Genomic DNA, 12,433 nt, shown 5'->3' with positions numbered 1-12,433 from the left:
CTTGGCGTGTTTCTCACCGGCGCTGCCGACGTCGTCAGCGTCGTGATCCGTTCGACGCTTGTACAGGTGAACAGCCCCAGAAATGCAGGCCGGGTCAATGCCGTTAACTCGCTCTTCATCGGCACTTCCAATCAGCTCGGCGAATTCGAATCCGGTACGATGGCCGGGTTGGTCGGTGCCGTGCCGGCAACCATCATCGGCGGCGTTGGCACCCTAGCTGTTGCCGTAATCTGGATGTATTGGCTTTTCCCTGTTCTTCGGAACCTTAAGACGTACTCGACGGAAGAAGGGTAAAAAACTGCATTGCATCTTACAATATAATAGAAGCATCTAAACTCAAAAACCTTCAATCCATGCCACAACGGATTGAAGGTTTTCGCTTTGGTGCGGTTCTTACTCCTCTTCGCTTTCGCAAGTCACTTCAGTAAATATATTTAGTGGAAAAATGGTAGGCACTCTTCGGCCCGGGGTCTGGACAAACTCGACAAACCCCCGACCCACGCGGATTAATATCCCGTTCAGTTCGCCGATATCTTCTGCGGTGGCCGTCAAGTCAAAGGGTTTCGTCCGTACAACCCTTTCGTTCGTGACGATATAAAAGGAGGTTTGGATTGCGACTACAGTCTTGCCAACTGTAAACGAGGACTTGGTCACATTGGAGAGCTTGCCTGTCGTTTTGGTCAATCTTGGAAACCCGGGCTGGAACACCGTCACCGTTCGTCCCACAAGCGCCTGCAAGCGCTGCACCAATGTAATATTCTGTGGAGCGGGACAGCCGTGAATATTGTTGTTCCCCATCATATCTCCTCCTTAATCATCATAAGTTGACTCTATTAATGTATGCTGTCCCTATGGTAATGCTTGGGTAGAAACACGACCCGACCAAAAGTATGATCTTTTGGGGAGACTAGTAATGCCCAACAAAAATCCGATAAGTCCTTGGCCCCATCGCCGAGGGCTTTTTACTGTCTTCAGTGGAAGGGGGTTTATAATCATCTGAATCATCCCATAATGCTAATCAGGCACAGAACTGCGCCGGATCAAAATGGGAAGTGGTCAATAAGCATGGTCTATGTATTTGTATTTTTTTTATTTCTGAACATTGTGTCTATTGCTGTCCCCAAAAATTTAAGCAGGATTGAGGTTTATGCGACTCTTTTTTTGCCTACGCATTCGGTCTTACAACGGATGTGGTGTTCGACCTGCATTATGATCTCTATGGTTATCTGTCCCCTGGCTTCCAGTGGCTGTCAATGTTGGCGATTATCATGTATTTCCCATCCGTCAGCTTTCTGTTCTTGAATTTCTTCCCTTTCCATAAGAGAATGCGGTTCAAAATGATATATATTATTGTGTGGTCAGTATTTTCTACCAGCTTTGAATGGCTAACTTTGCAGACTGACTTTTTTTATTATAACGGTTGGAAGCTGTGGTATTCAGCTGTGTTATATCCCTTTATATTCTTAATTCTTGTGTATAATCTGAAACTCGTGAGAAGGCAAATAGCCAATCGTTAAGTGTATTTATGGAGGAAAGTTCGTGGATAATTACAGGAATGTCGAAAACAAATTCCGCCGCTACAAAGCCCATATTTCCATTGCCGGTACCACCCAGTTTCATATCCGCAATCCGTATGTCATTGCTTGGTGGTCTGCGGCCTTTCCTGGTTTTGGGCACCTCCTGTTAAGCAAATATTTACGTGGGCTCACCTTGTTTATGTGGGAAGTGATTGTCAATTACAACGCAAAGATTAATCTGGCGATAGTACATTCGTTTTGCGGGAATATTGAGGCAGCGAAAGAGGTCCTGGAACCAAGGTGGATGCTCATGTATATCCCGGTTTATTTGTTTGGCATATGGGATAGTTACCGGACATCGGTCGATATGAACAAAGTGTTTTTACTCGCGGAAAAAGAAAACGCTCCGTTTAACTCCTTTACCATCGGAGCGATGGAAATCAATTATTTGGATAAACGACAACCCGTTATGTCAGCCATCTGGTCCTTATTTATGCCAGGGCTTGGACAGCTGCACATTCACCGCATCGTCACCGCATTTTTCTCACTTGCTTGGACGATCGCATTTTTATATTTCTCCAAACTGCTTCTGTCCGTCCAATACCTGTTCCTTGGTCAATTAACGGAATCAACGGCCGTGCTTGACAAACAATGGCTGCTGTTTATGCCCTCCATGTGGGGATTTGCAGCGTACGATTCGTATGCAAACACCGTGGAAAACAACAAGCTGTTTAACAACGAGCAGAAGAGCTTCCTGATCAAGCATTACCAAAGCCCTTCGTTTCAAGTAAAAAAGGGAAAGGTAGTGAAATAAACCCGATGGTACAGATATTTTCAACGTTTGAGCATTCCACCAATTTGGAATTAGCGATCACGGTTCTGGAGAAAAACGGAATCCATAAAGAGAACATTTTCGCTGTACCTTTAACGAATCGCAAAACAGAGCGGCGATTGTTTGACAGCATTCACAATGCGGACGGCATTTCATTGGTCAGCACAGGAGCTGCGCTTGGAACGGCGTTTGCCGTCATTGGTGCCAGTGTCGGTTTTAAGCTGGCTTGGGGGCCGATCTACTGCGGCCTGATTGGCACGTCAGTTGGTTTTATCCTTGGGGTTTGCATCGACTTGTTCTACTACAAAGTCATTAAAAAGCAGCGGCGTCTGTTACGGGGCAAAAATTCGGAAGTGATCCTCTTGATTGAGTGCGAGGAGGAGCAGGCTGATACGGTGGAAAATATTTTATGGCATCATTATGCATTTGGAACAGCAAGGGTCGTTTAAGAAAACACAAAAAGCCGCATGGTTGCGGCTTTTTTCGCCTCACAAATCCTCTAAGCGTCGGCTTATGTTATCGGGTTGGCGGCATCCCTGCATCCCAAATGCTCGCATAGGCATAGTTCCGTATCGTTCCGTGCCAGCGATACCACTCCGAACCATGTTCCTGCTGCGCATAGAACAGCGTGACTTCCGATACTGGGTCCATGACAACGTAACAGCCTCTAGCGCCATCCCAGCCAAATTCCCCGTGTTGGCTAAGTGCATTGTTATCCTCAGGATTCACTAAGGTTCTTACGCCTAAGCCATAGCTGTAGCCCAGTTTGCTTCCCCGCCGAATTTGGTAAAGTCCTGCTGCGCAGTAGGCGACAAGTGCTTGCTTCGCATAGCATCTACTGTGTCCGGTTTAAGGATGCGCACGCCATTCGGTGCCAATCCGTAATTGCATAATGCCTCTGCAAATATAATATAGTCTGACACTGTGGAATATAATCCGCCGCCGCCGCTTTCATAAGCTGGGCCTGGCTTAAGCTTAAAGGTTTCTCCGACGCTTTCTGCCGTGTGCGTCTTACCATTAAATCGATTGTACAGCTTGCAAAAGCGGCTCTCATCCTTTAGCTGGAATGAGGTATCTTTCATCTCTAGCGGATCGAAAATATTCTCCTGCAAATATTGTCCAAAGCTTTGCCCAGTTATGACCTCGAGCAATGCACCCAGCACATCGTGGCACGCGGTATATTTAAAATGCGAGCCCGGTTCAAAGGCTAACGGCTCCTGCGCCACCGCCTTGATAACAGCAAGTGTGCGTCCCTCACTGTTGCTCTCGGCGACAGCCTTATGAACTGCATCCGTATGAATCGTTTCGATTCCTGCTGTCATTGTAAACAAATGCTCGATGGTAATTGGATTTTGTGAAGGAAGCAGGTCGACTGTTCCATCTGGCCGCGAATGACGAACAAGCATGTGCTTAAACTCTGGGATATACTCATACAAAGAATCCGTGAGCTTATATTTTCCTCGCTCTAGCAGCTGCAGCAGTGCTGTACAGGTCACAACCTTTGTTGCAGAATACAGTTTGAAAATGCTGTCCCGGCTAAATGGAACTAGATTCTCTACGTCTGAAAACCCGGTATAATGTTCGTAAACAGGCTGGTGTTTGTGATACATAGCGACACCTAAACCGGGAATGTTTTTTTCGTTATAAAAAGTATCCAGATACGCAGTAAGCTTCGTAAAATTCATCATTTTCCACCATCCCTTTTTCTTTATATACACCCTTATATATCAGCTATTTCATAATGGGAGAATATCGTTTCAATAATATTTTATCTGAATACATGCCTTCTATATAATAAGGTGTTATTAAAGACTCATGTGTATAATTGGCGTGATGGTGATGTACCCCAGCCCGAAACGATAAATCCAGCACGATGGGAAGCCTGATTATCCAAAAACAACAAACGAGCTGCGCATAATGCGCTAGCTCGCTTGCTATTGTTGTATGGGCACCAACGTCCAATCATGGAACTTTTTCAGCTTAATGCGCCCGGCTTTCTCCTACATATACTGACGATCATGACGCCGAACCTGGTTTGGGTTTGGATGGTCATTCTTAATACCAGACATCAGGGATCATCTCCCGCTCAAGTGTCAGCAGTTCTTTGATGATCTGGTCTGCGTCGCTGATCGAGTTCACGAGCGGATCCGTCAGCATCGCTCTCCGCAGCTTCTCGTAGCTCTGCTCCACAACCGCCTCTGCCGTAAGCTCATGCGTATCCAGCACAAGTTCCTGCATGCCCCGGATTCCCCGCGGCATCTCGCCTACGTGAACGGGCTTCGCCCCGTCCATGCTCACGTCGCACAGCAGTTCCAGGAACGAGTCGTCGCTCATATTCGTAACCGCGCCGCGATTCAGCGTATTGATGAAAAACCGTTTCCCCAAGTTGCCCACCATATTTTCGATAATGTCCGTCGCATGATCCGGGCCGAAGGTACTCATGTAATCGGCAATCGGAATATTCCCTGAGAGGAAGTCGTCGACCTGCCGCCACATCTCGTCGTGACGCTGATACCGATCCTCCGTCTCCCATATCGATAACGGCGGAATGGCGTCCGGCGTCTTGCCGTGACCTTGCCAATAACGGACGTATTCCTTGGTATGGGCCGTACACGTAGGGATATACCCGAAAATATCGTACAGTTCATACGAAATGGCGTCGTTATGAAGCGCCTTTGCCCCGCGGTCTCCCCCGTTGTTCTCCTCGCCAGCCGCTTTGCGCATCGCATCCGCGATCGTGGGCATGACATCCTTGCCTTCGAACTCCGCTTTCAAAAGCCACGTGAAATGGTTGACGCCAGCGACGCGGAAGTCGAACTTCCGGTCGATCTCCTCGCTGAACCCGCTTCTGTCCTCAATAATTCCAGCCCGTACTGCGTAATAGGCCTTTTTATGCGGCATATGGTGGCTGTCACACAGCGCGAAAGATTTCAGCTTCGGCGCATACCGGTGTAAAGCGATCCCGTGTACGGTAGACGGGTTAATATAGTTGATCACCCAGGCGTCGGGGCACAGCTCTTCAATATCGCTAGCACATTCCATAATGATCGGCAGCTCTCGCATCGCCCGAAATATACCGCCTGGACCGATCGTGTCCCCGGAGCACATGCGAATGCCGTATTTTAATGATACTTGGCAGTCGATTCCCCGGTATTTGACCGATTGCTCCGCAAAGCTGAGTACGACAAAGTCAGCTCCCGGAAGCACCTGTCTTCGGTCCGTCGAGCCCTCCACTTTCAAAGATACGTTGTTCTCCCGGGCCACCATCTCCGCCAGTTTGACCATTTTCGATAGTCGTTCCTCGTCCGTATCCACCAAAGCAAGCGTTCCCTGATTCAAGTATGGAGAATGGACCATCTGCCAAATGGACTGACGACCGAAAAACAGGCTGCCTGCTCCAATGACGACGACCTTCGGCTGCTGCATGTTCACACCGTTCACAAATAACCCTCCTCGTATGGTATAAGTCCATTATAGGAGGATGGCCGGAAAACGGAATGTGAGATAGTTTCAAGTACATGTCAAAAAGTAATATCATTAACAACTCGTAAACCCTTTGTTATACTAAGATTAAAATCATAAATGTCATGCGGTAGAGGAGGGCCAAGCAACCCGATGAATGCAAACATGAGTATTCTCAACGAACTCTCGGAGTATGTCACGCTCGGCATAAGCTCTTATTTAGAACAAGCTCACGATAAGAATTGGACCGAGCACAAGTCCCATCCTGATTACGATCTGTGGTTCATTCAATCGGGCTCTGTGAAGGTGACTATCGGCGGGTCCGAACATACGGCGGGTCCGGGAGATGCGGTGTTTTTTTATCCCGATATGCCTTATATCGCTTCGACGACCGAAGACGGCTGCCGATTCATTTACATTCATTTCAATTTCGGCATCGGCGAACAACAGCGAATACTAGGTGAGTTCGAACTCCCTGGAATTGTGCCAAGCGGCCAGATCCAGGAGGAAGCGGTATTGTTCACACAGGCCTATCGCCGGTTGAAACAGGGCAGCGGCACACCGGGGAACCAGCTTTACTTGAAAGCCTGCCTCCTCGCCGTTATTGCGAAGATCCTTGAGCTTCACGGGCAAGGCGCCTACACCGGCACATTCCTCAACGGCAGGAAACCGGGTAAAACCGAAGGAAGCCTAAGTGTACTGCAGGACGTATTTCAATACGTGGATGCAAACCTGCACCGTTCCGTTCGGATGAATGAGCTCGCTGCGCTAGTCGGCGTATCCGAAAAGTATTTTATCTCCTATTTCAAGAAAAGCGTTGGCATTACGCCGGGACAATACATTTCCCAAATCAAAATGAACCGGGCACGAGATTATCTCTACGCCAAAAAATACACAATCCAACAGATCGCAGGCTTTCTTGGGTATCCTGATCCGTTTACCTTTTCAAAAGCCTTCAAAAAATATTACAACGTGCCGCCTTCGAAATTCGAGTAACCCTGATTGTCTGCGCATGCAATCCCTTGCGTATGCCTGAGACGTGATCTCCCGTCATTTGACCTTCTCTGCCAACTCCAAAATGATCCCTTCCGGCCCACGAACATAGCATAACTTGTAACTTTGTTCATATTGCTGGATCTCACTAAAGGTTTCCGTGCCCTTCTGTTTCAATGTGGAGACGATGGCTTCAATATCTTCAACTTCAATGGCCATATGCCGGATACCGAGCGTATAGGGATAAGACTGCTGAATTTCGGTATCATCGGACGGATGATAATATTTGACCAGCTCGATCCATGCCTGGCTCTCTGGTGCCCCCAATGCTATACAGGCTGTTTTTGCGTTGCGGAGCCCAAGGACCCGGTCCAACAGCTCGCCTTCCATCTCCCATTCCGCTCGCACCTCAAAGCCTATATCGAGAAAAAACGCTTTGGCGGCCGAGAGATCATTTACGTTTATACTTACATGATCTATTTTATTGACCTTCATTTCGCACATCTCCTTCATCCGAGCAATAGTGATGCAGATCGCTTTAGAAATGACGCAATAAGCTCAACCCAATATTATCGTATATCAACGATTGCGATTTCTTTTCAATTGCTAAGTTGAGTTTGGTGAAACCGTTCCTCTTCTTGTTTACTCATTCACCGCGTGCCCGCACAGCTCCTGAAGGTGGCGGACGATGATCCGTTCAATGGTCTCCGGCGCGTAGATCTCCGGCCGAAGCAATGCGAGGACCGTCAAGCCTTCGATCAGCGCGGCCAATCTCAAGCTTTCGAGCTCCATGTCGATGGACGAGGGAAGAAGCTCTGCCTTAGCCAGAAGATCGAGGACGGTTCTGGTCAGGTCATGAAGCCCGTCCGTGAGCTCATCCTTTTTATCTTGTAACGCCAAGCTAGTGAGGGAACGGATGGCGAATACCCACCAGACGCCGGCTGCCGTTCGTTTGTCCGAATCCATGGGGAGGAGCTCTAATACCACTTCCAGCGCGGCTTTCATCGGAATACGGCTTATCTCTGTTCCTTTTGCTCTGTCGGCTCCCCTCGTCAAATAATAATCTACGATAAATAACAGCAGCTCGTCCTGCGTTGAAAAATAATGCCGTAAGGCTCCAGGCGACACCCCTGCCGCAGCGGCGACGGCACGGATAGACGCATGCTCAATCCCCTTTGTTCCAATAATTTTCCATGCCGATTCGGCGATTAGTTTTCTTTTTTGGTCATGGTCCACAATTTTTGGCACGGTGAAAACGCCCCTTGATTTTATTTTAACACACTGTATTATTATAAATAGCACAGTGTGTTATTTCATTTTTCAGTTATACCGTGCCGTGGTTACCAAGTCAAGGGAGCTGGACTTTTTCATCAATTACAGAAGGGGGTATTCTGTGCAGGAGCAATCTAATGGATTTCGTGTGCAACTGATCTGTTATGGGTGCAAACGGGCATTTAACGCCTTCGAGGGCACTTCAGCTTACGACCGCGCGAAACGAAACAGAAATGGAATGTATTACTGCGAGGATTGCAAAAACCGGATTGAGCTTGAAGCGAGACTGCAGCTCGGAAGACGGCTGTTGACCGGAAAGGATTAGCAAAAAAACCGTGCCGCCTAACGGCGCACGGTAGGATTGCGTTATCCTTCATAAAGGTAATTTTTGAATCTCAAACGCATCATTTAGTGACTTGACTATATACAGCTCATTAAAACCCTCACTATAAGACGGCCGTTGCAGCTTCTTCAACGTGCTAATCATTCCGATCTCAGGAACCTTTTCTTTCCCTTCCCTCTTGTTGTTACGGTTAAGGGATAATTCATAGTCAGGTTCGAAATAATACCCTATAACCTTATAATGATGTTTTTTCACGAAATCGATATATTTTTTTCGATCCTCCACGGTGGGATTCGTATTGTCTACCACAAAGGATTGCATCGTTCGGACGGATGCTTCCAGAAAAACATTCTCCCGATGCCTTGTTCTCAACATATCAAGATTAATCCTCATATGAGTTGCAAAGAACCTTTCCTTGTAAAATGTTGATTTTCCAGAAGCCTGTATCCCAATGAAAATGACGCATTCCATGACGGTTTTCCTTCCTGGCCTAAAGATGGCGGGGCGTTTCAGATCCGATTTGATCTTTATCGTATCCCCCAGGACGATCTTTAATACGAGCCCTTATCCCGTAACGCTGCCAGACATGCGATGTGCGAAACGTTCGGCCGCCTGAAGGGCCTCCTGCTTGGCCTGCTCCAGTACGTTCTCTTTCGGTAAAACAGCGTTTCCCTGCGCGCGAATGATCTCGTAGCTGTCAAATCCCATAAAGGTAAACATCGATCGTAGATATTGATGGGAATACTCCACTTCCGTGTACCAGTCGTTATTGGTGTATATCGATCCGCTTCCCTGAATAACGAGTACGCTCCGTCCGTCCTTGAGCAAGCCTACGGATCCCGAATGGGTAAACGTGTACGTTTCCCGCGGAATGAGAATGGCGTCCATGTAGTCTTTGAGTTTGGACGGGATATTGAAATTATGCATCGGCATCGCAATAACGATGTTCTTCGCACCTTTGAACTGCCGCAGCAGTTCGTTCGTCCGGTCCGTAACGGCCTGCTCCTCTGGTGCAAGCAATTCTCCTGCTGCGGACTTGCTGCGGGCCGTTAGAGCAACATGATCCAGCAGTGGTACCTCGTCACGATAAAGATGGAGTTGTTCGACCTCACCATCCGGGACAAGCTCTCTGTAACGCTGTAAAAAAGACTCGAGCACGTTTAAAGTCACCGAGGTGGTGGATTCGACGTCCGGATGGGCATTTAGAACCAGCATTTTATTCATGATGCATCCTCTCCTACTTATTTATAATTGTCGACAACATTAATCGTCGATTAGTTATGTCGACATTATAACTTGCAATCATTCCGTTTGTCAATCGCGTTACGTTTGACATCAAAAATGTTTGCTTTTAACATTAAGGTTAGTGAATTTATCGGGAGGCAGGTGGCTTGCATGCAGTATAGTATTGGGGTCGAATATGCTTTGCATTGCCTCGTATATTTGATTGATCTCCCGGTGGACAGTCCGATCGGGATCAAAGAACTTTCCGCCTACCAAGGTTTGTCGGAGACGTATCTGTCCAAAATTTTCGGGAAGCTGTCCAAAGCGGGTATTGTGGATTCGGTACCAGGGGTCAAGGGCGGCTACAAGTTGGCCAAATCCCCGGATGCGATAACTTTCTGGGATGTCGTAACGGCCGTCGAAGGAGATCAGCCCATTTTTCAATGCCAGAACATTAAAGATAAAAATTATTTCTACCGGAGCAAGGAAAACAACGATGCTTGCGCTTCCTGTACACCTTCGGATTGCTTGATCAATATGGTCATGCTGGATGCGGAGGAGAAAATGCGGGACTCTTTGCGAAGCCGGACACTGCAGTGGATGAACGAGGAACTGGAGCGCACCTTGCCCAAGGAAACCCGGGAAGATGCGCGTGCCTATTTTAAGAAGAACAACAAGGTTTAAGTAGGCAGCAGTGGAAGCAGGCAAGCTTTTGCAAAATGGATATAAAACACAAAAAGCCGCAACATTGCGGCTTTTTGTGTTTTCTTGTTGTCTTGCAATTTTACGCCCGATGGCCAAGCCTATACCCGCCAAAAAGTGGTGCAGTCTGCCTTATCCAAGATATTATATTCGATCAATTTTTCAAGTAAGGAGTAATCAACAGGACGATCCCACCGGATCCGTACCAACTCCTTGGTGTGATCATAGCCAGACTGTACAATTTCATCAGAAAAATGAACAATTCCCGCCCTTTCAGGGGCAACAGCCAGATGATGTTTGGCAACGCTGAAGCCGATGATAAATGTACCGTGATCGGTAAACATAGGCTGATTCCATGCAATCTTTGGCGTTAAATTCGGGAATGTCTTCGTGATCCAGCACAGTATTTCTTCCAATCGGGCACGATGCTCGGGGTTATCCATCCGTGTTAAGTATTCTTCAAAAACTTCCATGGCCCCCCCTCTATGTCCATTACCCTTCCACGATATCCGCCCGCAAATCTCCTGCAATTTCGACCATAAGGGGCACGACGTCTTGATGAGAGACAGCTGCATACAACTCCCCCATATAGTGCCTAAAAGGAATGAGGGCGTCTCCATGCTGCCACATAAAGAAATCCCCTTCGATCGACATAGTACTTTCTTCCCCTTGTACAGTCAGCACCGTTTGGTAAGTAAAATCAGCCTTGGTTGAAAAATAAGCTTTGCATTCTTCCAATGAAATGTCTTGATCACCGGAGTCCGGCTGCATCGATCTCGTAATTCGAAAGCGTTGATTCATAAATATCCTCCAAAAATAAATGACTTTCTACTTCATATCCTCCACTACCTTAATCGTTAAGCGGATCACTGTCAATGGAGGCTCAAAGGCCATCCGTCTTTTATTGAACTGTGGAGAACTTGCGGGAGATGGTCCTGTATTTTGTAGGTGAGATGCCTTTTTTAGCCGTAAATTGCTTGATCAAGTGAGTGTCATACTCAAATCCGGCAGCGTGAGCAATTTCATCAAGCTTCATCCCGGTGTGCGTTAAAAGTTCACTTGCAACTTTTAAACGGTATGACAGCAAGTAACCCATGGCTGTAAGACCGCATCTTTCCTGAAACAGCTTATTCAGTGTCACTCGGTTTAAATGAGCGCAGCTCGTCAGATCTTCCAAAGAAATCTTTCTGGAATAGTTCGTGTGAATATACTCTAGCACCAAATCGACAGGGGAATGTTCGCCATTTCGGTTTAAATCCTCGAGCAAACCTAAAATCTGGATGAGGTATTTCTTTATTCTGCACGCCCAGCGGGCATCACTTTGCGCCTGCACTTCCATGCCGAGTATAAAAAACCATTCAAATAATAGCGGAAATGCTTTCTCGGTGATACGGGGTACAGCTGTATATGGATCCTCCCTGTGAAAAAGGGAACGGCCAGCTTGTATTCTCGGACTCGTCGGGAAATAGCCCCGCGTTTCGGAGAGAGTGATCGTGTTAAGAAATTCGGGATGAAAACGAAAGGATTGTGCAGCAACGTTTTGTTTTTCTGTCACTTCCATCTCATCATCCTCAGCCAAGCAAAGGATACCAGGAGCTACGATCGAAATCGGCCGTTCGTTTAACGTCCCGCTCATCCTTCCTGATGTGAAGAGAATGAGAGTATAACGCTCAGGATAAGGAAGCATGCTGAGATCCTCCACAGCGGCAAACTCAATATTCACGGTACGATGTTTGTGTCGGTCTATTTGCGGCATAGCCATCACCTATCAAATTTTATAGTTAGATGCTTCGTTTATGCCAGTGTACCATACCAGCACAAAGGATATAATGGCGATGCAACGACAAAAGGAGGGAAAGCACGATGACTATTGAGCGTTTTCACATTCATGTCGCAGACGAAATTTTGGACGATCTAAAATACAGACTGGATCATATTCGCTGGCCGGAACAAGTAGATAACGATGGATGGGAACGAGGCACGGAATTAAGTTATTTAAAGTCGCTCGTTTCGTACTGGAAGGACCATTATGATTGGCGAGCCAAGGAATCCGAGTTGAACCGCTTATCCCAGTATTGCTGCCATATC

16 protein-coding genes and 2 pseudogenes are annotated in these 12,433 nt (G+C 47.2%); 7 read left to right on the top strand and 11 right to left on the bottom strand.

Annotated features, from left to right (window positions below):
* Positions 1–294, top strand: a pseudogene (locus tag CPT76_RS08475) (MFS transporter); the annotation flags it as partial.
* Between the two features lie 99 nt (positions 295–393).
* On the opposite strand, the gene CPT76_RS08470 reads toward CPT76_RS08475, so the two are convergent.
* A complete protein-coding gene (locus CPT76_RS08470) occupies positions 394–798 on the bottom strand; it encodes a hypothetical protein (protein ID WP_105442605.1) in 405 nt (134 codons plus the stop codon).
* Positions 799–1,169: 371 nt separating this feature from the next.
* Here CPT76_RS08470 and CPT76_RS41950 point away from each other — a divergent pair.
* The 3 genes and pseudogenes from CPT76_RS41950 to CPT76_RS08455 all read left to right on the top strand — a co-directional run.
* Positions 1,170–1,517, top strand: a pseudogene (locus tag CPT76_RS41950) (CBO0543 family protein); the annotation flags it as partial.
* A 22-nt stretch (positions 1,518–1,539) separates the two neighbouring features.
* Entirely contained in the window at positions 1,540–2,331 is a 792-nt protein-coding gene (locus CPT76_RS08460) for a hypothetical protein (protein WP_105442603.1), read from the top strand.
* 5 nt (positions 2,332–2,336) lie between these two features.
* Positions 2,337–2,798, top strand: coding sequence for a hypothetical protein (locus tag CPT76_RS08455; protein WP_105442602.1), 462 nt, complete (start codon positions 2,337–2,339; stop codon positions 2,796–2,798).
* A gap of 67 nt (positions 2,799–2,865) precedes the next feature.
* On the opposite strand, the gene CPT76_RS39195 is transcribed toward CPT76_RS08455, so the two are convergent.
* The 3 genes from CPT76_RS39195 to CPT76_RS08445 all read right to left on the bottom strand — a co-directional run bounded on the left by CPT76_RS39195 (position 2,866) and on the right by CPT76_RS08445 (position 5,790).
* Positions 2,866–3,000 carry a hypothetical protein gene (locus CPT76_RS39195; RefSeq protein ID WP_258168208.1) on the bottom strand — a complete coding sequence of 45 codons (135 nt, stop codon included), beginning with the start codon at positions 2,998–3,000 and terminating at the stop codon, positions 2,866–2,868.
* Positions 3,001–3,092: 92 nt separating this feature from the next.
* Entirely contained in the window at positions 3,093–4,037 is a 945-nt protein-coding gene (locus CPT76_RS08450) for a serine hydrolase domain-containing protein (RefSeq protein WP_105442601.1), read from the bottom strand.
* Positions 4,038–4,404: 367 nt separating this feature from the next.
* Positions 4,405–5,790, bottom strand: a complete 1,386-nt coding sequence (locus CPT76_RS08445; protein ID WP_105442600.1) for a family 4 glycosyl hydrolase — start codon at positions 5,788–5,790, stop codon at positions 4,405–4,407.
* Positions 5,791–5,964: 174 nt separating this feature from the next.
* On the opposite strand from CPT76_RS08445, the gene CPT76_RS08440 reads away from it, so the two are divergent.
* Positions 5,965–6,807 (top strand): helix-turn-helix domain-containing protein, encoded by an 843-nt coding sequence (locus CPT76_RS08440; protein ID WP_105442599.1) that lies wholly within the window; start codon positions 5,965–5,967, stop codon positions 6,805–6,807.
* Positions 6,808–6,861: 54 nt separating this feature from the next.
* Here the strand turns inward: CPT76_RS08440 and CPT76_RS08435 are convergent, their stop codons facing one another.
* The 4 genes from CPT76_RS08435 to CPT76_RS08415 form a co-directional block, all read right to left on the bottom strand.
* Positions 6,862–7,299 carry a VOC family protein gene (locus CPT76_RS08435; protein WP_105442598.1) on the bottom strand — a complete coding sequence of 146 codons (438 nt, stop codon included), beginning with the start codon at positions 7,297–7,299 and terminating at the stop codon, positions 6,862–6,864.
* A 147-nt stretch (positions 7,300–7,446) separates the two neighbouring features.
* Positions 7,447–8,052 (bottom strand): TetR/AcrR family transcriptional regulator, encoded by a 606-nt coding sequence (locus tag CPT76_RS08430; RefSeq protein ID WP_105442597.1) that lies wholly within the window; start codon positions 8,050–8,052, stop codon positions 7,447–7,449.
* A gap of 397 nt (positions 8,053–8,449) precedes the next feature.
* Positions 8,450–8,890: an AAA family ATPase gene (locus tag CPT76_RS08420; RefSeq protein ID WP_105442595.1), complete on the bottom strand. Its 441-nt coding sequence runs from the start codon at positions 8,888–8,890 to the stop codon at positions 8,450–8,452.
* Between the two features lie 93 nt (positions 8,891–8,983).
* Entirely contained in the window at positions 8,984–9,643 is a 660-nt protein-coding gene (locus CPT76_RS08415; RefSeq protein ID WP_105442594.1) for an FMN-dependent NADH-azoreductase, read from the bottom strand.
* 171 nt (positions 9,644–9,814) lie between these two features.
* Between CPT76_RS08415 and CPT76_RS08410 the strand changes: the two genes are divergently transcribed.
* Positions 9,815–10,327 carry an RrF2 family transcriptional regulator gene (locus CPT76_RS08410; protein WP_105442593.1) on the top strand — a complete coding sequence of 171 codons (513 nt, stop codon included), beginning with the start codon at positions 9,815–9,817 and terminating at the stop codon, positions 10,325–10,327.
* A gap of 119 nt (positions 10,328–10,446) precedes the next feature.
* Here the strand turns inward: CPT76_RS08410 and CPT76_RS08405 are convergent, their stop codons facing one another.
* From CPT76_RS08405 to CPT76_RS08395, 3 genes are all read right to left on the bottom strand, one after another.
* The gene (locus CPT76_RS08405; RefSeq protein WP_105442592.1) at positions 10,447–10,818 is read right to left on the bottom strand and encodes an iron chaperone; all 372 of its coding nucleotides are present in this window, start codon (positions 10,816–10,818) and stop codon (positions 10,447–10,449) included.
* A gap of 19 nt (positions 10,819–10,837) precedes the next feature.
* Positions 10,838–11,146, bottom strand: coding sequence for a hypothetical protein (locus CPT76_RS08400; RefSeq protein WP_105442591.1), 309 nt, complete (start codon positions 11,144–11,146; stop codon positions 10,838–10,840).
* A gap of 100 nt (positions 11,147–11,246) precedes the next feature.
* Positions 11,247–12,101 carry a helix-turn-helix domain-containing protein gene (locus tag CPT76_RS08395; protein ID WP_105442590.1) on the bottom strand — a complete coding sequence of 285 codons (855 nt, stop codon included), beginning with the start codon at positions 12,099–12,101 and terminating at the stop codon, positions 11,247–11,249.
* Positions 12,102–12,208: 107 nt separating this feature from the next.
* Between CPT76_RS08395 and CPT76_RS39190 the strand changes: the two genes are divergently transcribed.
* Positions 12,209–12,433: epoxide hydrolase N-terminal domain-containing protein (locus tag CPT76_RS39190; RefSeq protein ID WP_258168207.1), on the top strand; the 225-nt coding region annotated here is incomplete at its 3' end.

This window comes from Paenibacillus sp. AR247 (assembly GCF_002968895.1).
GTDB classification, from domain to species: Bacteria; Bacillota; Bacilli; order Paenibacillales; family Paenibacillaceae; genus Paenibacillus_AQ; species Paenibacillus_AQ favisporus.
Note: the sequence above shows the minus strand (reverse complement) of the source record. Positions and strands in the feature narration are given on the sequence as shown.

Excerpts from the sequence above, each read along its gene's own strand:
- CPT76_RS08405 (WP_105442592.1), bottom strand. The coding sequence starts at position 10,818 with ATGGAAGTTTTTGAAGAATACTTAACACGGATGGATAACCCCGAGCAT.
- CPT76_RS08400 (WP_105442591.1), bottom strand. The coding sequence starts at position 11,146 with ATGAATCAACGCTTTCGAATTACGAGATCGATGCAGCCGGACTCCGGT.
- CPT76_RS39195 (WP_258168208.1), bottom strand. The coding sequence starts at position 3,000 with ATGGACCCAGTATCGGAAGTCACGCTGTTCTATGCGCAGCAGGAACAT.
- CPT76_RS08435 (WP_105442598.1), bottom strand. The coding sequence starts at position 7,299 with ATGAAGGTCAATAAAATAGATCATGTAAGTATAAACGTAAATGATCTC.
- CPT76_RS08450 (WP_105442601.1), bottom strand. The coding sequence starts at position 4,037 with ATGATGAATTTTACGAAGCTTACTGCGTATCTGGATACTTTTTATAAC.
- CPT76_RS08455 (WP_105442602.1), top strand. The coding sequence starts at position 2,337 with ATGGTACAGATATTTTCAACGTTTGAGCATTCCACCAATTTGGAATTA.
- CPT76_RS08440 (WP_105442599.1), top strand. The coding sequence starts at position 5,965 with ATGAATGCAAACATGAGTATTCTCAACGAACTCTCGGAGTATGTCACG.
- CPT76_RS08420 (WP_105442595.1), bottom strand. The coding sequence starts at position 8,890 with ATGGAATGCGTCATTTTCATTGGGATACAGGCTTCTGGAAAATCAACA.
- CPT76_RS08415 (WP_105442594.1), bottom strand. The coding sequence starts at position 9,643 with ATGAATAAAATGCTGGTTCTAAATGCCCATCCGGACGTCGAATCCACC.
- CPT76_RS08410 (WP_105442593.1), top strand. The coding sequence starts at position 9,815 with ATGCAGTATAGTATTGGGGTCGAATATGCTTTGCATTGCCTCGTATAT.
- CPT76_RS08470 (WP_105442605.1), bottom strand. The coding sequence starts at position 798 with ATGGGGAACAACAATATTCACGGCTGTCCCGCTCCACAGAATATTACA.
- CPT76_RS08395 (WP_105442590.1), bottom strand. The coding sequence starts at position 12,101 with ATGCCGCAAATAGACCGACACAAACATCGTACCGTGAATATTGAGTTT.